At 73.0% G+C, this 21767-nt stretch carries 18 protein-coding genes; 4 read left to right on the forward strand and 14 right to left on the reverse strand.

All coding sequences use genetic code 11. The features are described 5' to 3' along the window. Positions 1–3: 3 nt before the first annotated feature. The 3 genes from ACZ6EG_RS03515 to ACZ6EG_RS03525 form a co-directional block, all read right to left on the reverse strand. Entirely contained in the window at positions 4–357 is a 354-nt protein-coding gene (locus tag ACZ6EG_RS03515) for a histidine triad nucleotide-binding protein (protein ID WP_383642392.1), read from the reverse strand. Between the two features lie 106 nt (positions 358–463). After that, positions 464–3664 carry a S41 family peptidase gene (locus tag ACZ6EG_RS03520; protein WP_469601160.1) on the reverse strand — a complete coding sequence of 1067 codons (3201 nt, stop codon included), beginning with the start codon at positions 3662–3664 and terminating at the stop codon, positions 464–466. A 72-nt stretch (positions 3665–3736) separates the two neighbouring features. Continuing rightward, positions 3737–4252, reverse strand: a complete 516-nt coding sequence (locus tag ACZ6EG_RS03525; RefSeq protein ID WP_391967952.1) for a hypothetical protein — start codon at positions 4250–4252, stop codon at positions 3737–3739. Positions 4253–4325: 73 nt separating this feature from the next. On the opposite strand from ACZ6EG_RS03525, the gene ACZ6EG_RS03530 reads away from it, so the two are divergent. Next, complete coding sequence (locus ACZ6EG_RS03530) at positions 4326–4682, forward strand: hypothetical protein (protein ID WP_469601163.1); 357 nt, start codon at positions 4326–4328, stop codon at positions 4680–4682. 25 nt (positions 4683–4707) lie between these two features. On the opposite strand, the gene ACZ6EG_RS03535 is transcribed toward ACZ6EG_RS03530, so the two are convergent. The 4 genes from ACZ6EG_RS03535 to hrcA all read right to left on the reverse strand — a co-directional run bounded on the left by ACZ6EG_RS03535 (position 4708) and on the right by hrcA (position 8801). Continuing rightward, entirely contained in the window at positions 4708–5457 is a 750-nt protein-coding gene (locus ACZ6EG_RS03535) for a 16S rRNA (uracil(1498)-N(3))-methyltransferase (protein WP_391967954.1), read from the reverse strand. Then, positions 5454–6548 (reverse strand): nitronate monooxygenase, encoded by a 1095-nt coding sequence (locus tag ACZ6EG_RS03540; protein ID WP_469601167.1) that lies wholly within the window; start codon positions 6546–6548, stop codon positions 5454–5456. The genes ACZ6EG_RS03535 and ACZ6EG_RS03540 overlap by 4 nt, the downstream gene beginning before the upstream one ends. A 99-nt stretch (positions 6549–6647) precedes the next feature. Beyond that, on the reverse strand, positions 6648–7784 hold the full coding sequence (dnaJ, locus tag ACZ6EG_RS03545) for a molecular chaperone DnaJ (protein WP_391967956.1): 1137 nt from the start codon (positions 7782–7784) through the stop codon (positions 6648–6650). Further along, positions 7785–8801 (reverse strand): heat-inducible transcriptional repressor HrcA, encoded by a 1017-nt coding sequence (gene hrcA / locus ACZ6EG_RS03550; protein ID WP_391967957.1) that lies wholly within the window; start codon positions 8799–8801, stop codon positions 7785–7787. Between the two features lie 162 nt (positions 8802–8963). On the opposite strand from hrcA, the gene ACZ6EG_RS03555 reads away from it, so the two are divergent. Beyond that, positions 8964–9698 carry an MBL fold metallo-hydrolase gene (locus ACZ6EG_RS03555; protein WP_469601171.1) on the forward strand — a complete coding sequence of 245 codons (735 nt, stop codon included), beginning with the start codon at positions 8964–8966 and terminating at the stop codon, positions 9696–9698. A 34-nt stretch (positions 9699–9732) separates the two neighbouring features. Further along, on the forward strand, positions 9733–10533 hold the full coding sequence (locus ACZ6EG_RS03560) for a DUF3097 domain-containing protein (RefSeq protein WP_469601174.1): 801 nt from the start codon (positions 9733–9735) through the stop codon (positions 10531–10533). A gap of 59 nt (positions 10534–10592) precedes the next feature. On the opposite strand, the gene hemW is transcribed toward ACZ6EG_RS03560, so the two are convergent. The 4 genes from hemW to lepA all read right to left on the reverse strand — a co-directional run bounded on the left by hemW (position 10593) and on the right by lepA (position 18541). Then, positions 10593–11822 (reverse strand): radical SAM family heme chaperone HemW, encoded by a 1230-nt coding sequence (hemW, locus tag ACZ6EG_RS03565; protein ID WP_391967960.1) that lies wholly within the window; start codon positions 11820–11822, stop codon positions 10593–10595. Between the two features lie 40 nt (positions 11823–11862). Beyond that, positions 11863–14247, reverse strand: coding sequence for a SpoIIE family protein phosphatase (locus ACZ6EG_RS03570; protein ID WP_469601177.1), 2385 nt, complete (start codon positions 14245–14247; stop codon positions 11863–11865). A 251-nt stretch (positions 14248–14498) separates the two neighbouring features. Then, complete coding sequence (locus ACZ6EG_RS03575) at positions 14499–16376, reverse strand: AMP-dependent synthetase/ligase (protein WP_391967962.1); 1878 nt, start codon at positions 16374–16376, stop codon at positions 14499–14501. 296 nt (positions 16377–16672) lie between these two features. Next, positions 16673–18541, reverse strand: a complete 1869-nt coding sequence (lepA, locus tag ACZ6EG_RS03580; RefSeq protein ID WP_391967963.1) for a translation elongation factor 4 — start codon at positions 18539–18541, stop codon at positions 16673–16675. Positions 18542–18851: 310 nt separating this feature from the next. Here lepA and rpsT point away from each other — a divergent pair, with 310 nt between their 5' ends. After that, positions 18852–19118 (forward strand): 30S ribosomal protein S20, encoded by a 267-nt coding sequence (gene rpsT / locus ACZ6EG_RS03585; RefSeq protein WP_030180898.1) that lies wholly within the window; start codon positions 18852–18854, stop codon positions 19116–19118. Between the two features lie 279 nt (positions 19119–19397). Here rpsT and holA read toward each other — a convergent pair whose 3' ends face one another. The 3 genes from holA to ACZ6EG_RS03600 form a co-directional block, all read right to left on the reverse strand. After that, positions 19398–20387 (reverse strand): DNA polymerase III subunit delta, encoded by a 990-nt coding sequence (gene holA / locus ACZ6EG_RS03590; protein ID WP_356603306.1) that lies wholly within the window; start codon positions 20385–20387, stop codon positions 19398–19400. A 75-nt stretch (positions 20388–20462) separates the two neighbouring features. Continuing rightward, positions 20463–20708, reverse strand: coding sequence for a hypothetical protein (locus tag ACZ6EG_RS03595; protein ID WP_391967964.1), 246 nt, complete (start codon positions 20706–20708; stop codon positions 20463–20465). After that, positions 20705–21631: a YceI family protein gene (locus ACZ6EG_RS03600; RefSeq protein WP_469601184.1), complete on the reverse strand. Its 927-nt coding sequence runs from the start codon at positions 21629–21631 to the stop codon at positions 20705–20707. The genes ACZ6EG_RS03595 and ACZ6EG_RS03600 overlap by 4 nt, the downstream gene beginning before the upstream one ends. Positions 21632–21767 lie beyond the last annotated feature (136 nt).

Below are 21767 nucleotides of genomic sequence, written 5' to 3' on the forward strand. Positions count from 1 at the left end.
TGCCTATCCGGGGGGCCATTCGAGGCCGCGGCCGCCGAGGACGTGGGCGTGGGTGTGCCAGACGGTCTGGCCGGCGCCGCTGCCGGTGTTGAAGATGGTGCGGTGGCTGTCGAGCTTCTCCTGGTCCGCGACCGCCTGGGTCTCGCGCAGGACGTCCGCCGCCAGTTCCGGGGCGCCGGCGGCGAGCGCGCCCGCGTCCCGGTAGTGGGCCTTGGGGATCACCAGGACGTGCGTGGGCGCCTGGGGGTTGATGTCCCGGAAGGCGACGGTCGTGTCCGTCTCGCGGACGATCGTCGCGGGGATCTGGCCTGCGACGATCTTGCAGAACAGGCAGTCGTCCTGTGGTTCGCCCGCCATGCGCATGCGCTCCTTTTCGCTGGTGGGATGGTACGGGGCATGCTAGTCGCTCGGGTGCGGCTCCGTCGGGGCCGATCACGCGGTTCCCCGCGCCCCTCAGGTCGGCTCAGGCCGGCAGTTCCGGCGGTGTCTTCGCCGGTGCCGACTCCAGTGCCTCCAGCGCCAGCCTGATCGCCTCGTCCAGCTGGGGGTCGCGGCCCGCCGCGTGGTCCTGGGGGCGCTGCGGGACCTCGACGTCGGGGTCGACGCCGTGGTTCTCCACGCCCCAGCCGTAGCCCTCCAGCCAGAAGGCGTACTTGGGCTGGGTGATCAGCGTGCCGTCGACCAGCCGGTAGCGGCTGTCGATGCCGATGACGCCGCCCCACGTGCGGGTGCCGACGACCGGGCCGATGCCGAGGGCCTTGATCGCGGCGTTGACGATGTCGCCGTCGGAGCCGGAGAACTCGTTGGCGACGGCGACGACCGGTCCGCGGGGCGCGTCCAGCGGGTAGCTCGACGGCCGCATGCCGCGCGGCAGGTCCCAGCCGACGATCCGCCGGGCCAGCTTCTCGACGACGAGCTGGGAGGTGTGCCCGCCACGGTTCTCCCGGACGTCGACGACCAGGCCCTCCCGGACCACCTCGACGCGCAGGTCGCGGTGGAGCTGGGCCCAGCCGGCGCCGACCATGTCGGGCACGTGGAGGTAGCCGAGCCGGCCGTCGGAGCGCTCGTGGACGTAGGCGCGGCGGTCGGCGACCCAGGCGTGGTAGCGCAGGGGCTCCTCGTCGGCGAGGGGGACGACGACGGCGTGCCGCGGTTCGCCGCCGCCGGAGGGGGAGACGGTCAGCTCGACCGGCCTGCCCGCGGTGCCGACGAGCAGCGGGTTCGGCCCGGTGACCGGGTCCACGGGCTGTCCGGCGACCGCGACGATCGCGTCCCCGGCGCGCACCGCGACACCGGGCGCGGCGAGCGGGGAGCGGGCCTCGGGGTCGGAGGTCTCCGAGGGCAGCACGCGGTCGATGCGCCAGGTGCCGTCCTCGTGGCGGGAGAGGTCGGCGCCGAGCAGGCCCTGCCGGGCGCCGGAGCCGTGGCCGCCGCGCGGGGTGACGTAGGCGTGCGAGGTGCCGAGTTCGCCGTGCACCTCCCACAGGAGGTCGACCAGGTCGTCGTGGGTGGCGAGGCGGTCCAGGACGGGCCGGTAGCGGTCCAGGACGCCGTCCCAGTCGACGCCGTTCATGTCGGGCCGCCAGAAGTGGTCCCGCATGATGCGGCCGGTCTCGTCGAACATCTGCCGCCACTCGGCGGCCGGGTCGACGGTCTGCCGGACGCGGCCGAGGTCGACGGTGATGTTGGTGTCGCTGTCCTCGTCGCCGGAGGCCCTCCGGTCGCTCGGCACGACCTTGAGGCGTCCGTCGGTCCACAGCAGCACCCGCTTGCCGTCGCCGCTCACCTCGAAGTGGTCGGCGTCCCCGGCCAGGTGCTCGACGCGCTGCTGGACCAGGTCGTAGCGCTCCAGCTCGGTGTGCGGGTCGGGGTCGTCCGGGGTGGCGCGGGAGGCGCCGAGGACGCCGGTGACGGGGTGGCGCAGCCACAGCACGCCGTCCTTGGCGGCGCGCAGCCCGGAGTAACGGGCGGCCTCGACCGGGAAGGGCACGATGCGGTCGGCGAGGCCCTCGATGTCGATCCGGGTGGTCGGGGTGGAATCGCTGTCGGGGGTCTCGTCCCGGTCCGGCGTCTCGAAGGCGCGGCCGTGGCGCTGCGGGCCGAAGGGCGAGGGGGTGGTCGCGGCGAGGGTGATCAGGTACGGGCGGGCGCCCTCGACGAAGGCCAGGTCGAAGACGTGCTCGTCGTAGACCGGGTCGAAGGAACGGGTGGACAGGAAGGCGAGGTGCTTGCCGTCCAGGGTGAAGGCCGGCGCGTAGTCCTTGAAGCGCAGCGGGGTCGCCTCGGAGACCGACAGGTCGGTGGTGTTGGCGAGCTTGAGCCGGCGCAGCGGGTCGGGGCCGGGGTGGGACCAGGCGAGCCAGGCGGAGTCGGGCGAGAAGACCAGCCCCGAGGCGTCGCCGTTGTCGCTGCGGTCGACCTCGCGGACCTCGCCGGTCTCCCGTTCGACGAGCAGCACCCGTCCGTCGTGCGAGGCGACGGCGGCCCGGCTGCCGTCGGGCGCCATGGCGAGGGCGAGCACCCGGCCGAGCTGCCCGGCGGCGATGCGCCGCGCGGTGGCGCCCGGCGCGAGCCCGGTGGCGGGCGCGAACTCCAGGGCGTCGTCGCCCTCGGCGTCCGTCACCCACACCACCCACTCCTCGCCGTCGGCGCGGAAGGCGCGCGGCAGCCGGGTCCGTACGCCGGGCTGCGCGGCCAGCGCGCGGGCGGGTCCGGAGCGGTGGGTGACCCAGTGCACTCCCCCGCGGACGGCGACGGCGCTGCCGCGCGCGGTGTGGTCGGGGGACGCGGAGCCGAACCAGCGGGCCGCGTTCACCGGGCGGGCCTGGAGGTCGACGCGCGCACCGCCGAGCCGGATCTCCAGCCGGCGCGGCTCGGCCCCCTCCAGGTCGTCCAGCGTCCACAGCTCGCCGGCGCTGGAGTAGACGACACGGACGCCGTCGGTGGCCGCGTGCCGGGCGTAGAAGCCTCCAAGCGGGGTGTGGCGCCGCAGGTCGGAGCCGTCGGCGAGGGAGGAGTAGAGGGCGCCGGTGCCCTCGTGGTCGGAGAGGAACGCGATGCGCTCGCCGACCCAGAAGGGGTACTCGATGTTTCCGTCGAGGTCGCTGTGGAGCCGTACGAACTCGCCGTCGTCCTCGGCGTCGATCCACAGCTTGCCCGCCGTGCCGCCCCGGTAGCGCTTCCACCAGGCGGCCTCGCGGCCCATCGTCGCGGACAGCAGCACGGTGTGCGGGCCGTGCGCGACGTCGCCGACGGGCCCGTACGGCAGGACGGTGGCCGGTCCGCCGTCGAGCGGGACGGCGCGGGCCCAGGAGCGGCGCAGGCTGGCCTGCCCGTGGCTGCTGAGGGCGAGGACCTCCCCGTCCGGGGTCCAGCCGCGGACCTGGGTCCTGACGCTGCCCCAGTGGGTGATGCGCCGGGCGGGGCCGCCGTCGACGGGGGCGATGTGCACCTCGGGGGCGCCGTCGCGGGTGGAGGTCCAGGCGACCGTGGTGCCGTCGGGCGAGACGCGCGGGTGGTTCACCGGCACGTTGTCGGCGCTGACCCGCCAGGCCCGGCCGCCGTCGAGCGGCGCGAGCCACACGTCGTCCTCGGCGGTGAAGGCGACCAACTCGCCGTGCGGGTGCGGAAAACGGAGGTAGGCAGACGCTGCGGGCTGTGTCACCCCCTCACCCTATGCAGGGGTGCCGTCCGCCGACAGAGGTTCGGATCACTTGCCGGGCGCCGCCGGCCGGGACTACTTGCCCTCCACCGGACGGCAGTGCGGGTCGTCCGGGCACCAGATGGTCCGGGTGACGGTGACCGTGGGCCCGGGCCCCTGCGGGTCGGGCCGGCCCGCGGGCGGGGCGCTGGTGGCGTCGCAGTTGCCGAGCCCTTTGACCCGGAACCACTCCTTGCCGCCCACCTTCGCGGTCAGGTCGCCGCGCACGCAGGCGCCGTTGACGACCCGGGTGACCTCGCCGTCGACGGTGATGTCCTTCCCGTCGTCGGTCTTGCCCTTGCAGTCGACCGAGGCGACGGTGTCCTCGCCCGCCGACGCGGTGGAGCCGTCGTCCCCGTAGGAGGCGGTGCAGGTGAGCCACCGCACCTGTGCCTTCTGCCGCTGCAGTTCGCGTGTCACGGTCTGGTCGGTGGTGTACGCCACGGACGCGGAACTGAGCCCGCCCGGGTCGCACGCGCCCACGCCGGCGACGGCGACGACCGCGCCGACGACCACCGGAGCCACGCGCCGGATTCGCCTCGATGCCCCCATGGAAGGCAGGGTGCCACCGCGGCGGGCCCGAACGGTAGGGCGCATACGGCCACTCGGTACTACCGTGGGGCGGATGGGCGGTGGTGGTCGGATCAGGAGACTCGTCGTGGACGGGACGGCCCCCTACGTGTGGTCGGTGCGTCACCGGCACAGCGGCGCGGGCCCCTGCCAGGAGATGCTCACCCTCTCCCGCGACGGGACGCGCACCCGCCTGCTGTTCCGGGGCGGCACGGACCGGTTCGTCCCCGACGGGTTTCTGCCCTCGGGTTGCGTGGCCCTGGGCGACGAGGCGCTCAACCTGCACGAACCCGGGGTGGTACGGGCCTTCGTCGACGAGGCGGCCCGGCGCGGGCTGCTCGGCCGCTCCGTGGACCTGGACGGCTGGGACCTGTTCCCGGCGGTCGCCGCCGCCCGCGCGGCGGACGGCTGACGGGGCCCGCACGGGCCGGAGGCCGTCAGGACCAGCGGCCGGTGCGGGCCAGCAGGACGGCGGTCGCCGCGGTTCCGGCGGTGGAGGTGCGCAGGACACTGCGGCCCAGGCGGTAGGGCCGGGCGCCGGCCGCGGCGAAGAGCGCCAACTCCTCGGGAGACACGCCCCCTTCGGGGCCGACGACCAGCACGATGTCGCCGGTGGCGGGGAGTTCGGCTGCCGCCAGGGGCTCGTCGCCGCTCTCGTGGAGTACGGCGGCGAAGTCGGCGTCGGCCAGAAGTGAGGCGACCTGCTTGCTCGTCGCCGCGTCCGCGACCTCGGGGAAGCGGACCCGGCGGGACTGCTTGCCGGCCTCCCGGGCCGTCGCCCGCCACTTGCCGAGCGCCTTCAGGCCTCGCTCGCCCTTCCACTGGGTGATGCAGCGGGACGCCGCCCACGGCACGATCGCGTCGACACCGACCTCCGTCATCGTCTCGACGGCCAGCTCACCGCGGTCGCCCTTGGGCAGGGCCTGCACGACGGTGAGGCGGGGCCGCTCCTCGGGCTCCTCGTGGACGGGTTCCAGTCCGCCGACGACGAGGCGGTCCTTGCCCTCGGCGGCCCGCACCACGCCCTCGGCCCAGCGTCCGCGTCCGTCGGTGAGGACGACGTCCTCGCCGGTCCGCAGCCGCTTCACGGAGACGGCGTGCCGTCCCTCGGGGCCGTCGAGGACGTACTCCCCGCCCGGCAGGTCCCCCGGCCCGAGCGAGTCGACCACGAACACCGGTGCCGTCATCGGCCCGTACCTCCCGACGTGAAGCCCGACCAGCCTGACAACGCTGTCCCGGCGGCGGCCAGTTCGGCCACCAGCACCTCCACCAGCTGCCCGGCGGGCAGTTCCCGGGCCATCCGGTGGCCCTGTCCGGCCCACAGCGCCATGCCCTGCGCGTCGCCCGCCTTCGCCGCGGCCTTGCGCAGCGGCGCGGTGAGGTGGTGGACGTCCGGGTAGGCGGCGGGGGCGTAGGCGCCGTGTTCGCGCAAAAAGCGGTTGACCAGGCCGCGGGCGGGGCGGCCGGAGAAGGCCCGGGTCAGTTCGGTGCGGACGAACAGGGGGTTGGTCAGCGCCTGCTTGTGCAGGGCGTGCGCGCCGGACTCGGGGGTGGCGAGGAAGGCGGTGCCCAGCTGGGCCGCGCTCGCGCCCGCGGCGAGGACCGCGGCGATCTGACCGCCGCGCATGATGCCGCCGGCGGCGACGACGGGCAGGCTCACCGCCTCCCTGACCTGGGCGACCAGGGACAGCAGCCCGGTGCCGGTGCCGCCCGTCTCCACGTTGTCGCGGTGGGTGCCCTGGTGTCCGCCGGCTTCGGTGCCCTGCGCGATCACCGCGTCGGCGCCGGACCGCTCGACGGCCCTGGCCTCCTCCGCGGTGGTCGCCGCGACCAGGGCGAAGGTGCCCACGCGGTGCAGGGAGTCGACGACCTCGCGGCTCGGGACGCCGAAGTGGAACGACACCACCGGCACCGGGTTGTCCAGCAGCACCGCGAGCTTGGTGTCGTAGCCGTCGTCGCGGCCGCTGTCGGGGTCGCCCAGCTCCGTCTCGTACCAGGCGGCCTCACCGGCGAGCTGGTGGGCGTAGACGCCGACCGCGGCGGGGTCGGCCGTCTCGGGCTGCGGCATGAAGAGGTTGACGCCGAAGGGGCGGCCCGTCAGTCCCCGCAGCTGTTTGATCTCCTCGTACATCCCGTCCGCGGTCTTGTACCCGGCGGCCAGGAAGCCCAGCCCTCCCGCCTCGCAGACCGCGGCGGCGAGCTGCGGCACGGAGACGCCGCCCGCCATGGGCGCCTGCACGATCGGGTAGGGGAAGAGATCGGTCAGTGCGGAGGACATGACGGCATGTTGTCACGTCCTTTGAACAAGTCCGAATCCGGGCTTCCGTCGGCATACGCCAGGAGCATCCGCACCGCGGAGCCCTTGGCAACCCTCGCGTCAGCGCCCGTTGAAGGCGTCCTTCAGACGGGAGAACAGCCCCTGCTGACCCGGCTGGAACTGCCCCTGTGGGCGCTCCTCGCCCCGGAGCTTGGCCAGCTCGCGCAGGACGCGCTCCTGCTCGGTGTCGAGCTTGGTGGGCGTGGTGACCTCGACGTGGACGATGAGGTCGCCCCGGCCGCCGCCGCGCAGGTGGGTGACGCCGCGGCCGTGCAGCGGGATCGACTGGCCGGACTGGGTGCCCGGGCGGATGTCGACCTCCTCCATGCCGTCCAGGGTCTCCAGCGGCACCTTGGTGCCGAGGGCCGCCGCCGTCATCGGGATGGTGACCGTGCAGTGCAGGTCGTCGCCGCGGCGCTGGAAGGTGGAGTGCGGCAGCTCGTGGATCTCGACGTACAGGTCGCCGGCGGGGCCGCCGCCGGGGCCGACCTCGCCCTCGCCCGCGAGCTGGATCCGCGTGCCGTTGTCGACGCCGGCCGGGATCTTCACGGTGAGCGTGCGCCGGGAGCGCACCCGGCCGTCGCCCGCGCACTCCGGGCACGGGGTCGGGACCACGGTGCCGAAGCCCTGGCACTGGGGGCAGGGCCGGGAGGTCATGACCTGGCCCAGGAAGGACCGGGTGACCTGTGAGACCTCACCGCGGCCGCGGCACATGTCACAGGTCTGGGCCGAGGTGCCGGGGGCCGCGCCCTCGCCGTTGCAGGTGTTGCAGACGACGGCCGTGTCGACCTGGATGTCCTTGGTCGTGCCGAAGGCGGCCTCGTCCAGCTCGATCTCGATGCGGATCATCGCGTCCTGGCCCCGGCGGGTGCGCGAGCGCGGTCCGCGCTGCGACGCCGTACCGAAGAACGCGTCCATGATGTCCGAGAAGTTCCCGAAGCCACCCGCGCCGAAGCCGCCCGCGCCGCCGCCGGCGGCCTGCGAGAGGGGGTCGCCCCCGAGGTCGTAGACCTGCTTCTTCTGCGGGTCCGAGAGCACCTCGTAGGCGGCGTTGATCTCCTTGAACCGCTCCTGGGTCTTCGGATCGGGGTTGACGTCCGGGTGCAGCTCGCGGGCGAGCCTCCGGAACGCCTTCTTGATCTCGTCCTGGGAAGCGTCGCGGCGCACGCCGAGTACGGCGTAGTAGTCCGTGGCCACCTAAGACTCCGCCAGGATCTGTCCGACGTACCGTGCCACTGCGCGTACCGCTCCCATCGTTCCCGGGTAGTCCATGCGGGTCGGTCCGACCACGCCGAGCTTGGCAACCGCCTCGCCGCCCGAACCGTAGCCCACCGACACGACGGACGTGGAGTTGAGTCCCTCGTGGGCGTTCTCGTGACCGATACGGACGGTCACGCCCGGATCCTTCGCCTCGCCGAGGAGCTTGAGGAGCACGACCTGCTCCTCCAGCGCCTCGAGGACGGGTCGGATCACCAAGGGGAAGTCGTGCCCGAAGCGGGTCAGATTGGCGGTGCCGCCGATCATGAGCCGCTCCTCGTTCTCCTCGACCAGCGTCTCCAGCAGGGTGGAGAGCACGGTGGAGACCGTACCGCGATCCTCGGCCTCGAAGGCCTCGGGGAGATCCTCGACCAGGCTCGGCACGTCCGTGAAACGGCGGCCCGCGATCCGGCTGTTGAGCCGCGCGCGCAGGTCCGCCAGGGACGACTCCCCGAACGGCGCCGGGCAGTCGACCATCCGCTGCTCGACCCGCCCGGTGTCCGTGATCAGCACCAGCATCAGACGCGCGGGCGCCAGCGCCAGCAGCTCCACGTGCCGCACGGTCGAGCGGGTCAGCGAGGGGTACTGCACGACGGCGACCTGCCGGGTCAGCTGCGCGAGCAGCCGCACCGTACGGGCCACCACGTCGTCGAGGTCGACGGCGCCCTCCAGGAAGTTCTGGATGGCGCGCCGCTCGGGCGCGGTCATCGGCTTGACGCCGGCCAGCTTGTCGACGAAGAGCCGGTAGCCCTTGTCGGTGGGGATGCGCCCGGCGCTGGTGTGCGGCTGGGCGATGAACCCCTCGTCCTCCAGGGCCGCCATGTCGTTGCGCACGGTGGCCGGGGAGACGCCGAGGTTGTGCCGTTCGGTGAGGGCCTTGGAGCCGACCGGCTCCTCGGTGCCGACGTAGTCCTGGACGATGGCGCGCAGCACCTTCAGCCTGCGTTCACTGAGCATCGCGCACACCTCCAGAAGTCGTCCGCCCGGTGTTCCTCCTGGCACTCACCGTGGACGAGTGCCAGACTTCCCCGGCCCAGTGTACGGCCGTGGGGTACGCCCCCGGCAAGGCCGGGGCCGCGCCGCCGTGCACGCGGGTGCCGCACCGCTAGCGTCGCCGTCGTGACGGTGACTTGGGAAGACCTGGGATGGGAGCGGCTGGCCGACGGGGTGGGCCGGTGCCGGCTGCCGGTGTGGGACTGCACGGCGGGGCTGGTCGTCGGCGCGGGCGCGGCGCTGGTCGTGGACACCGGGTCGAGCCTCGGGGAGGGCGCCCGGGTGCGTGCGCAGGCGCGGCGGCTCGCCGGTCACCGTGTGACGCATCTCGCGCTGACCCACCCGCACTTCGACCACGTCTTCGGCGCGGCGGCGTTCGCGGGCGCGGAGGTCCACGGCGCGGCGGGCGTCGGGGCGGTGTTCGCGCGGGGCGGACGGGGGCGGGAGGCGCTGCGTGCGGACGCGGTGGCGGAGGGGCTGGACGCGGGGGCGGCCGAGGACGCGGTCGACGCGCTCGTCCGCGTCCACCGCGAGGTCGACGGCGCGTACCCGCTCGACCTGGGCGGCGGCCGGCGGGTGCTGCTGGCCGACGTGGGGCCGGGGCACACCGGCCAGGACCTCGCGGTGCTCGTGCCGGGTGATCCGCCGGTCGTGTTCTGCGGCGACCTGGTCGAGGAGTCCGGCGAGCCGCAGGCGGGCCCGGACGCCGTGCCCTCGCGCTGGCCGGCCGCCCTGGACCGGCTGCTCGCCCTGGGCGGTGTGGACGCGCTGTACGTGCCCGGCCACGGAGCGGTGGTGGACGCGGCGTTCGTCCGGGCCCAACGGGACGCGCTGGCCGCGCGCTTCGGCGTGTCGCGCTGATCACGGACGGCGGATTCCTCGTATCGTCCTGAGAATGCGCCAGTACTCCGCCGACCTGACCCCTCCGTGGAAGAAGTCGCAGCCGGTACCGGAGGTCCCGGCCGACCCCGGTCTGGTGGTCGAGGAGCCCGGCACCGGGTTCTGCGGTGCGGTGACCGGCTGCGAGGCGGGCACGGTGACCCTGGAGGACCGCTTCGGCAAGCGCCGGGCCTTCCCGATGGAGCCGCGCGGCTTCCTGCTGGAGGGGCGCGTGGTGACCCTGGTGCGCCCGTCGTCCGGTCCGGTACGGCCCGCCCGCACGGCGTCCGGTTCGGTCGCCGTCCCCGGGGCGCGCGCCCGGGTGGCCCGGGCCGGGCGGATCTACGTCGAGGGGCGGCACGACGCCGAGCTGGTCGAGAAGGTGTGGGGCGACGACCTGCGCGTCGAGGGCGTCGTGGTCGAGTACCTGGGGGGCGTGGACGACCTGCCGTCGATCGTCGCCGAGTTCGCGCCGGGGCCGGACGCGCGGCTGGGGGTCCTGGTGGACCACCTGGTGCCCGGGTCGAAGGAGTGGCGGATCGCGCAGGACGTGACGAGCGAGCACGCGCTGGTGGTGGGCCACCCGTACATCGACATCTGGGAGGCGGTGAAGCCGGCGTCGGTCGGCATCGGCGCCTGGCCCCGGGTGCCGCGCGGCCAGGACTGGAAGACGGGGGTGTGCCGGGCGCTGGGGTGGCCGTCGGAGAACACCGGGGCGGTGTGGCAGGCGATCCTGGCGCGGGTGGGCTCCTACAAGGACCTGGAGCCGGAGTTGCTGGGGCGGGTCGAGGAGTTGATCGACTTCGTGACGGCGTGACGCTCTCGCCCAGCCGGCGGGACTCAACGCCTCCGCGGGCGGGGGCGAGGAAAGCCCCGTCAGTCCACCAGGTCCCGCACCACCGCGTCCGCCAGCAGCCGGCCCCGCAGCGTGAGCACCGCGCTGCCCGCCTCGTACGGCGCCTCCTGGAGCAGTCCGTCGGACAGTGCCCGCCGCGACGCCGCGAGCCCCGCCTCGCGCAGCAGCGACAGCGGGACGCCCTCCCGCAGCCGCAGCTCCAGCAGGATGCGCTCGACGCGCCGGTCCTCGTCCGTGAGGATCTCCCGTCCGGCTCCCGGCGACCGCCCCTCCGCCAGCGCCGCCGCGTACGCCCCCGGGTGCTTCACGTTCCACCAGCGCACGCCGCCCACGTGCGAGTGCGCGCCCGGGCCGGCGCCCCACCAGTCGGCGCCCCGCCAGTACAGCTCGTTGTGGAGGCAGCGCCCCGCGTCCGAGGTGGCCCAGTTCGACACCTCGTACCAGTCGAAGCCCGCCGCCGACAGCCGCTCCTCCGCGATCAGGTACCGGTCGGCGTGCACGTCGTCGTCGGTCATCGGGACCTCGCCGCGCCGGATGCGGCGGGCCAGCTGGGTGCCCTCCTCGACGATCAGGGCGTACGCGGAGACGTGGTCGGGTCCGGCGCCGAGCGCCGCGTCGAGGGTCGCGCGCCAGTCGTCGTCGGACTCGCCGGGCGTGCCGTAGATCAGGTCCAGGTTGACGTGGTCGAAGCCGGCCGCGCGGGCCTCGGCGACGCACGCCTCGGGGCGGCCCGGGGTGTGGGTGCGGTCCAGCACCTTCAGGACGTGCTGCCGGGCGCTCTGCATACCGAAGGAGACCCGGTTGAAGCCGCCCTCCCGCAGGGTGGCGAGGTACGCCGGGTCGACCGACTCGGGGTTGGCCTCCGTCGTCACCTCCGCGTCCGCGGCGAGGCCGAACTCGTCGCGGATCGCCCCCAGCATCCGGACCAGGTCGTCGGCGGCCAGCAGGGTGGGCGTACCGCCGCCGACGAAGACCGTGCGGACCTCGCGGGGGTCGTCGCCGAGCACCTTGCGGGCGAGGCGGACCTCGTCGACGAGTGTCTCGGCGTAGTTGTCCCGGGAGGCGAGGACGCCGCCGGTGCCGCGCAGCTCGGGGGCGGTGTAGGTGTTGAAGTCGCAGTATCCGCAGCGGGTCGCGCAGTACGGGACGTGCAGGTAGAAACCGAGGGGGCGGTCGGCGGCGGCGAGCGCGGACGCCGGGAGGGCGCCGTCGGAGGGGACGGGTTCGCCGTCGGGCAGTGCGGAGGGCATGCGTTCCATTGTCCCGCACCCCGCCTCGTGCCCCGGGCCGTCACTCCGCCTGGAGCACCAGCAGCGCCAGATCGTCCTCCGGGGGCCGGGCCCCGAACTCGTGCACCAGCCGCCTGATGCGCTCCGCGACCAGGCCCGCGTCGAGCCCCGCGCACCCGGCGAGCGCCGCCGCGAGACCGTCCCCGTCGTCGAACTGGCGGGAGCCGCTGCGCCGCTCGGTGACCCCGTCCGTGACGCACAGCAGGGTGTCCCCGGAGCCCAGGTCGAAGGTCTCGCTGGTGTACGTCGCGTCCTCGACGACCCCGAGCAGCGTCTGGGGCTGCGCGACCGCGCGGACGGTGCCGTCGGGCCCGAGGAGCAGGGGCAGCGGGTGCCCGGCGGAGGCCAGGGTGCAGCGCACGCCGCCCTCGAACGGGACCAGTTCGCCGTAGAGGAGGGACAGGAAGCGGGTCTGCGGTCCGTCGCCCGGGGCAACCGGACGGCCGCCGACGGCGACCAGGGCGCGCGCGGCGGCGTCGGCGGCCTCGGTGGCGTCGTCGAGGAGCAGCTGGTTGAGGCGGTCGAGGACGTCGGGGACGCCGTACCCCTCGCGGGCCAGCAGCCGCAGCCAGGGCCGGGCGAGCCCGATGACGACGGCGGCCTCGGGGCCCTTGCCCTGGACGTCGCCGACGGCGAAGCACCAGCGGCCGTCGCCCGCCGGGAAGAGGTCGTAGAAGTCGCCGCTCGGGCCGCCCTTGTCGCACGGTTCGTAGACCAGGGCGCTGCGCACGCCGGGGATCTCGGCGACGGCACCGGGCAGCAGGCCGCGTTGCAGGACGGCGCTGATGGTGGCCTGCCGGGCGTATTGGCGGGCGGCGCCGATGGCGAGCGCCACGCGGCGGCTGAGATCCTCGACGAGCCCGCTGATCTCGTCGGGGAAGCGGGAGGTGCCGGACCGCCCGATGACGAGGGTGCCCAGCGGCCGGCCGCCCGCGACCAGCCGGTAGGCGAGCGCGGCGCCCTGCGTGCCGTCCGGGCCGAGCCCCTCCGCGGGCCAGGGGTGGTCGACGGGTCCGGAGCGCCAGGGGTCGCGCGGGCGGGGCGGGTCCTTCTCCAGGACCCGGCGCAGTTCCTCGATGCGGCTCTCGCTGCCGTGCCAGACGCGGGCCAGCCGCGCTCCGACGGCCGAGCCGGGATCGTCGCTCCACGCTCCCCGGCCGAGGGCCTCGTCCTCCAGCCACACGGCGCACCAGTCGGCGAGCCGCGGCACGATCAGCTGGCCGGTGAGGGAGGCGACGAGGTCCTCGTCGAGCTGTCCGGCCAGGAGGTCGGAGGCCTCGGCGAGGAAGGACAGGGCGCCGTGTCCCAGCCACTCCCGGTCGCGCAGGCCACGCGGTCCGGTGGCCGCCTCCACGTCCCACCAGAACGGCCACTGCGGAGGCTCCGCCCGGTCGGCGTCCTCCTCGCGTCCCGGGTGCTCCGGTCCTGCCTCCGGTGCCGTCGGACCCGGGCCGGGCAGGACGCCCTTCGGGTCGGGCGCAGCACCCCCTGTGCCGGGCGGAACGATCCGGATCGGCTCACCCTGCGAAGATCGCGGACCGGACGGCCCCACCCCCGGATCCGCCGGGAGGTCACCCGGGCATTCCGGATCGTCCGGGGTCCCAGGACCGGCCGGACCGCCCGGGACGCCCGGACCGCCCGGGACGACCGAGAGGTCCCAGCCGTGCGGGGGGCGCGTGCCGTCGGCGCCGTCCCCGGTCGCTGCGCCGTCCGGGGCCGTCTCGCCCTCCATGGCCGTCTCGCTCCTCGTGGCCGTCGCGTCGTTCCGGGCCGCCGCGCCCTCCGCTCCCCCGGGCCTCTCCCCCGCCGGTTCCGCGACCGGCGACCCGGCGCGCCGCCACCCCCGGCCCCCGGCGTACGCCTCGGTCTGCTCGGTGACATCGGTGCCGGCCGCCGGCAGCCGTGCCCACACCGTCTTGGTCCCCGGCCGGTACGTGATGCCCCAGGCCTCGGAGAGCGCGGCGACGAGCCGCAGGCCGCGCCCGTACTCCGCGATCTCCTGCGGTGTCTCGTGGTTGCCGCCCCTGGGCGCGCGGGAGGGGTGGTGGTCCGTGGCCTCGACGACGAGGGTGCCCGTCTCCTCCAGCCGGCAGACCACCTCGACGTCGGTGCCGGCGTGGACGACGGCGTTGGTGACCAGCTCGCTGACCGCCACCAGGGCGTCGGCGACGAGGTGCTCCGTCAGCCGGCCCGTCCCGGGCAGGCCGAGCGCGGACCAGTCGGCCAGCGCGTCCCGCACCATCGCGCGGGCCGCGCCCGGCGCCAGGGAGCTTCCGAGCAGGGTCACGTGCGCCAGCGCGCACCCCTGGTCCGATGCCTCGGCGGTGTGCGCCGGCGCCCCGCCGGCGTGGGAGACGGTCTCCCGTTGCGTCGGAATGGCCCCCATGGACGGCTCCCCGGGCAGTTCGTGCGAGTACTTCGCAGTCGATGCCGACAGAGTGACAGACCGGACCCGTCCATAAGCGCCGAGTTACCGAAGTGGGCCGCCACGAGTGAGAACCGTGCTAGGCGAACGCCCGAAAATGGCCCGAAGACGACCAGAAGACGACCAGAAGACGGCCCGGGGGCGACCCGAAGACGGAGAGGTGCGGGCAGCGGCCGGGCGGATCTCGGCGACCGCCCCCCGCTGCGCCCCCGCTACGCCTCCCGGGAGCCCTCGTACATCTCCTCGATCAGGTGCTTGTACTCCCGCTCCACGACCGGCCGCTTCAGCTTCAGGCTGGGGGTGATCTCCCCGTGCTCGACGTCGAGGTCACGGGGCAGCAGACGGAACTTCTTGACGGTCTGCCAGCGCTGCAGGCCCTCGTTGAGCTGCTTGACGTAGCCGTCGACCATCTCCACGGTCACCGGCGCGGCGACGATCTCGGCGTAGGTCCTGCCCTCCAGGCCGTTCTCCTTCGCCCACTGCGTGATCGCGATCTCGTCGAGGGCGATGAGCGCGGTGCAGAAGTTCCGGTCGGCGCCGTGGACCAGGATGTTGGAGACGTAGGGGCAGACCGCCTTGAACTGGCCCTCGACCTCGGCCGGCGCGATGTACTTGCCGCCGGAGGTCTTGATCAGGTCCTTCTTGCGGTCGGTGATGCGCAGGTAGCCGTCGGGCGAGAGTTCGCCGATGTCCCCGGTGTGGAACCAGCCGTCGCTCTCCAGCACCTCGGCGGTCTTCTCGGGCAGCTGGTGGTAGCCCTCCATGATGCCGGGGCCGCGCAGCAGGATCTCGCCGTCGTCCGCGATGCGCACCTCGGTGCCGGGCAGCGGCTTGCCGACCGTGCCGGTGCGGTAGGCCTCACCGGGGTTGACGAAGGACGCGGCGGAGGACTCGGTGAGGCCGTACCCCTCCAGGATGTGGATGCCGGCGCCGGCGAAGAAGAAGCCGATCTCCGGGGCGAGGGCGGCCGATCCGGAGACGCAGGCGCGCAGACGGCCGCCGAAGGCCTCGCGGATCTTGGCGTAGACGAGCTTGTCGGCGACGGCGTGCTTGGCCCGCAGACCGGCCGGAGCGCTCGCGGTGCCGGTGTGCTTGAAGTTGTCCTGAGTGACCTTCGCGTACTCGCGGGCGACCCCGGCGGCCCACTGGAAGATCTTGTACTTGGCTCCGCCGCCGGCCCGGGCCTTGGCGGCCACGCCGTTGTAGACCTTCTCGAAGATGCGCGGGACGGCCGCCATGTAGGTCGGCTGCACGACCGGCAGGTTCTCGATGATCTTGTCGACGCGGCCGTCGACGGCCGTGACGTGACCGGCCTCGATCTGGCCGGAGGTGAGCACCTTGCCGAAGACGTGCGCGAGCGGCAGCCACAGGTACTGCACGTCGTCCGGGCTGACCAGGCCGGTCGCGGCGATCGCCTTCGCCATGTACGACCAGTTGTCGTGCGGGAGGCGCACCCCCTTGGGCCGGCCGGTCGTGCCGGAGGTGTAGATGAGAGTGGCGAGCTGGTCCTTGGTGAGCGCGCCCACCCGCTTCTTGACCAGCTCCGGGTCCGCCTCCAGGCGGGCCGCGCCCCGGCGCTCCAGGTCGTCGAGGGTCAGCACCCAGTCCTCGGTGGTGTCGGCGCCGGTCGCGTCGACCACCACGACGTGGGTCAGCACGGGCAGCTCGCCGCGCTTGTCCCTCGCCTTGGCGAGCTGGGCGGCGTCCTCCGCGATCAGGACCCTGCTCTCGGAGTCGGAGAGGATGTACGCCGACTCCTCGGCGTTGGTCTGCGGATAGACGGTGGTCGTCGCGGCGCCCGCGCACATGATGCCGAGGTCGGCGAGGATCCACTCCAGCCGGGTGGAGGAGGCGAGGGCCACGCGCTGCTCGGGCTGCACACCGAGTTCGATCAGTCCGGCCGCGATCGCGTAGACCCGCTCGGCGGCCTCGCCCCAGGTCAGCGACTTCCAGTCGTCCGGCCCCTCTCCCGAGGACGACGGCACCGGGTAGCGGTACGCCTCGGCGTCCGGCGTGGCCGCCACCCGCTCCAGGAAGAGTCCCGCCACGGAGGGCGGACGGTTCTCGATCAGTGTCTGTGTGTCGCTCACGACATCCTCCGTGGGCCCGCGTCGGTGCGGCTTGCTCAGGTGCGGCTGGATTTCACTCTCGGGCGGTGCTGGGCAGCGGCTCGGGCAGGTGCCCGATCACTTGTTTAACTCACGAGTAACTACGGGGCAGGCATCAGATTAAGGGGCGACCGGCCCCGGCGTAAGACTCCGCGCCCTGTCACTTCCTACAGATGCCCGCCCGTGACATGCGAAGGGACCCGCCGCACTTTCGCACGACGGGCCCCTCCACGACCGTTTTGCCCGGACTCGGCGTAAGCCGCCGCGGTGTGGCGCGGTTACTTCTTGCCCTTGCCCGATCCCGCGCTGTCGTCACTGGACAGCACCGCGATGAAGGCCTCCTGCGGAACCTCCACGGAACCCACCATCTTCATCCGCTTCTTGCCTTCCTTCTGCTTCTCCAGCAGCTTCCGCTTGCGGGAGATGTCACCGCCGTAGCACTTGGCGAGGACGTCCTTGCGGATGGCGCGGATGGTCTCGCGGGCGATCACCCGGGAGCCGATGGCGGCCTGGATGGGCACCTCGAAGGCCTGCCGCGGGATGAGCTCGCGCAGCTTGGCGACGAGCCGCACCCCGTACGCGTAGGCGGCGTCCTTGTGGGTGATCGCCGAGAAGGCGTCCACCTTGTCGCCGTGCAGCAGGATGTCGACCTTGACCAGGCTGGAGGTCTGCTCGCCGGTGGGCTCGTAGTCCAGCGAGGCGTAGCCCCGCGTCTTCGACTTGAGCTGGTCGAAGAAGTCGAAGACGATCTCGGCGAGGGGCAGGGTGTAGCGGATCTCCACCCGGTCCTCGGAGAGGTAGTCCATGCCGAGCAGGGTGCCGCGCCGGGTCTGGCACAGCTCCATGATCGAGCCGATGAACTCGGTCGGCGCCAGGATCGTGGCGCGCACGACCGGCTCGTACACCTCGTTGATCTTGCCTTCGGGGAACTCGCTCGGGTTGGTGACGGTGTGCTCGGTGCCGTCCTCCATGATCACGCGGTAGACCACGTTGGGCGCGGTGGCGATCAGGTCGAGCCCGAACTCGCGCTCCAGCCGCTCGCGGATCACGTCGAGGTGCAGCAGGCCGAGGAAGCCGACGCGGAAGCCGAAGCCGAGGGCCGCGGAGGTCTCGGGCTCGTAGACCAGGGCCGCGTCGTTGAGCTGGAGCTTGTCCAGCGCCTCGCGCAGCTCGGGGTAGTCCGAGCCGTCCAGCGGATACAGGCCGGAGAAGACCATCGGCCGCGGGTCCTTGTAACCGCCGAGCGCCTCCTCGGCACCCTTGTGCTGACTGGTGACGGTGTCACCGACCTTGGACTGGCGGACGTCCTTCACGCCGGTGATCAGGTAGCCCACCTCGCCGACGCCGAGACCGTCGGCGGCGAGCATCTCCGGCGAGTTCGTGCCGATCTCCAGCAGCTCGTGCGTGGCGCCGGTGGACATCATCCGGATCCGCTCGCGCTTGTTGAGCTGGCCGTCGATGACACGGACGTACGTCACGACACCGCGGTACGAGTCGTAGACGGAGTCGAAGATCATCGCGCGGGCCGGGGCGTCCTTGACGCCGACCGGGGCCGGGACCTCGGCGACGACCTTGTCCAGCAGCACGTCCACGCCGAGCCCGGTCTTCGCGGAGACCTTGAGCACGTCGGTGGGGTCGCAGCCGACCAGGTTGGCGAGTTCCTCGGCGAACTTCTCGGGCTGCGCGGCCGGCAGGTCGATCTTGTTCAGCACGGGGATGATCGTGAGGTCGTTCTCCATCGCCAGGTAGAGGTTGGCGAGGGTCTGGGCCTCGATGCCCTGGGCGGCGTCGACGAGGAGGATGGTGCCCTCGCACGCGGCCAGCGACCGCGAGACCTCGTAGGTGAAGTCGACGTGCCCCGGGGTGTCGATCATGTTGAGGATGTGCGTGTCGGTCTTGTCGTGGGTGGGAGCCCACGGCAGACGCACCGCCTGGGACTTGATCGTGATGCCGCGCTCGCGCTCGATGTCCATGCGGTCGAGGTACTGGGCGCGCATCTGCCGCTGCTCGACGACACCGGTCAGCTGGAGCATCCGGTCGGCGAGCGTGGACTTGCCGTGGTCGATGTGCGCGATGATGCAGAAGTTGCGGATCAGCGACGGGTCGGTACGGCTCGGCTCGGGCACATGGCTAGGGATCGCGGGCACGCAGGGTCCTGATTCTTGAGGCGTCCGCAGTGTCTGCGGTCTCGGGTCGGATCTATACGTAGCCTCCATCGTCCCACGGGTGGGGAGCCGGGGTGGGTCTGGGAGCGGGTCCGGCGGCGGTGGGGGACGGTGGCGGGAGACGGCCGCGGCCCGGTCCGGGGGCGGGCGGCGGGCGGGTTTGGGTCGTCCTGCCGGCCGCTGGTAGTGTGAGGGGCTGTGTCTCTTGCCCTCTCAGCGCGAGGCACTCCTTCAAGAAATCACCGGTACGGGCCCTTCGCGGCCTCGTGCCTGAACCTGCAAAGGCTCATTCGTGGCGAACATCAAGTCCCAGATCAAGCGGAACAAGACCAACGAGAAGGCCCGGCTGCGCAACAAGGCCGTCAAGTCCTCTCTGAAGACCGCGATCCGCAAGGCCCGTGAGGCCGCTGCCGCGGGTGACGTCGAGAAGGCCACCGAGTACCAGCGCGTCGCTTCGCGCCAGCTCGACAAGGCCGTCTCCAAGGGCGTCATCCACAAGAACCAGGCCGCCAACAAGAAGTCGGCGCTGGCGCAGAAGGTCGGCGCTCTCAAGGGCTGAACCCCTTATCTGGTCTGATCGCCGGAAGGACCCAGAGCGGGCCCTCTCTCATCCGCTCCCGTCCGGCACCCAGGGTCCATGCGCGGCCTGCGTTCGCCACGCGGGCATGGACCCCCGAGCTTGATCCCGAGGCCCCGGTGGCCGTCCTTCCCCAGGACGGAGACCGGGGCCTTCGGTCTGCTCCGGCTCGGGAGGGAGGGGACAGCCCCGGGGTACGGACGGCAGAGACCCGGGGTCACCGACGGGACAGACCGGGGATACGGAACTGGGGACCGCGCTCTACGACCGTCCCCGGGAACGCGCTGCCCGGGCGATGATCACCACGCACTTCTCCAGGGCGTACTCGGGGTCGTCCCCGCTGCCCTTGACTCCCGCGTCCGCCTCGGCCACCGCGCGCAGGGCCACGGAGACACCGTCCGGTGTCCAGCCGCGCATCTGCTGCCGGACCCGGTCGATCTTCCACGGCGGCATCCCCAGCTCGCGGGCGAGGTCGGCGGGGCGTCCGCCGCGGGCCGAGGACAGCTTGCCGATCGCCCGCACTCCCTGGGCCAGCGCGCTGGTGATCAGCACCGGCGCCACCCCGGTCGCGAGGGACCAGCGCAGCGCCTCCAGGGCCTCCGCCGCCCGTCCCTCGACCGCCCGGTCGGCGACCGTGAAGCTGGAGGCCTCGGCCCGCCCGGTGTAGTACCGCCCGACGACCGCCTCGTCGATCGTCCCCTCCATGTCGGCGGTCAGCTGGGAGACCGCCGAGGCCAGCTCCCGCAGGTCGCTGCCGATCGCGTCGACCAGCGCCTGGCACGCCTCGGGGGTGGCCGACCGCCCGGCGGTGCGGAACTCCGCCCGCACGAAGGCCAGCCGGTCCGCCGGCTTCGTCATCTTGGCGCACGCCACCTCACGCGCGCCCGCCTTGCGTGCGGCGTCCAGCAGACCCTTGCCCTTGGCTCCGCCCGCGTGCAACAGGACGAGGGTGATCTCCTCGGCCGGTGCGCCCAGGTAGGCCTTGACGTCCTTGACCGTGTCGGCGGACAGGTCCTGCGCGTTGCGTACGGCCACGACCTTGCGCTCGGCGAAGAGCGAGGGGCTGGTCAGCTCGGCGAGTGTGCCGGGCTGCAGCTGGTCGGGCGTCAGGTCGCGTACGTCCGTGTCGGCGTCGGCGGCCTTCGCGGCGGCCACCACCTCCTGCAGGGCACGGTCGAGCAGCAGGTCCTCCTGGCCCACGGCAAGGGTCACCGGGGCGAGAGGGTCGTCGTTCGCAGTCTTCCTGGCCATCGCGACAAGCATCGCACGCACCACTGACAACGGTCCCCGGGCGGCACCCCTCCCGGGTCCGGGGTCAGGGCCGGGTCAGGGCTCCTCGCGCCAGCCCTCCCACTCCCCCGCGAACTCGTCGAGCACCGCGGGGTCCAGCAGCTCCCTCTCGTCGCGCAGGACCACGAGCCACTGGGCGTCCTCTGCGTCGTCCTCGCCGGCCAGGGCGTCCCGGACCAGCTGGGGTTCCTCGTCGAGCCCGAAACGCTCCCCCAGCGCCTGGGCCGCCTCCTCCGCGGCGTCGCGGTCCGGCAGCACCAGCACATGTCTCACATCGCTCACGGGAGCCATTGTCCGGCACCCCGCTCCACGCCGACCGCCCGGTCAGCCCTGGGCACGATCTGCACGTCGAGGTCGATCCGGATGCTGGGCCCGACCACGGCGATGCCGCGCGCCAGCATCGTCTGCCAGCTCACCGTGAAGTCGTCGCGGTGCAGCTCGGTCGTGGCACGGCAGGCCGCCCGCACCTCGCCCTCCATCCCGTTGCCGAGACCCAGGTACTCCGAGTCCAGCGTGACCGTGCGCGTCACGCCGTGCAGCGACAGCGCCCCCGTGACGGCCCACCGGTTGCCGCCCCGGTGCGTGAAGCGGTCGCCGTAGAACTCCAGGGTCGGGAAGCGCTGCACATCGAGGAAGTCCGCCGACCTCAGATGGTCGTCGCGCATCTTCACGTTGGTGTCGATGGACGCCGCGCCGATCACCACGTGCATCGCCGACTGCGCCATGTCGTCCGCGATCCGCACCACGCCCGCGAAGGAGTTGAAGCGGCCGTGGATCCGGGCCAGCCCGATGTGCCGGGCCGTGAAGGCTATCGAGGAGTGCGCCGGCTCGATCTCCCAGTCGCCCGGCGCGGGCAGCTCCGGCGGCTGGGCCACCTGCAGGGTCACGTCGCCGAGTGTGGCCAGCGTGTCCTCGGTGACCGTCGCGGACGCCCGGTACGGCGTGTAGCCCTCGGCGGACACCGCGAGCCGGTACTCCCCCGCCGGCACCGTCGCCACGAACGACCCGAAGGGGTCCGTGCCGCCACCGACCACCTTGCGCCCCATGGTGTCGCTCACCGTGAACTCCGCGTGCGGCACCGGTTCGTCGACGGGGTCGAGCACCCGGCAGCTCAGCACTCCCGCGCTCGGCGGGATCCGCACCGCCGCCAGGGGACCCGTCCGTTCCATCCGCTTCGTTCGGCTCTCCAGCCAGCGGCCGATCATCTGCGACACCTCTGCGCGACGTGCGAAAATTCGTTGACGAAGCAACATTCGATCACTGACGGGGCTTTCGCGGCAACACGGACCCACATCATGGGAAACCGGCGTATGTGCAGGCAGTAGGCACGAGTACGCCTGA

The organism is Streptomyces sp. NPDC041968 (assembly GCF_055589025.1).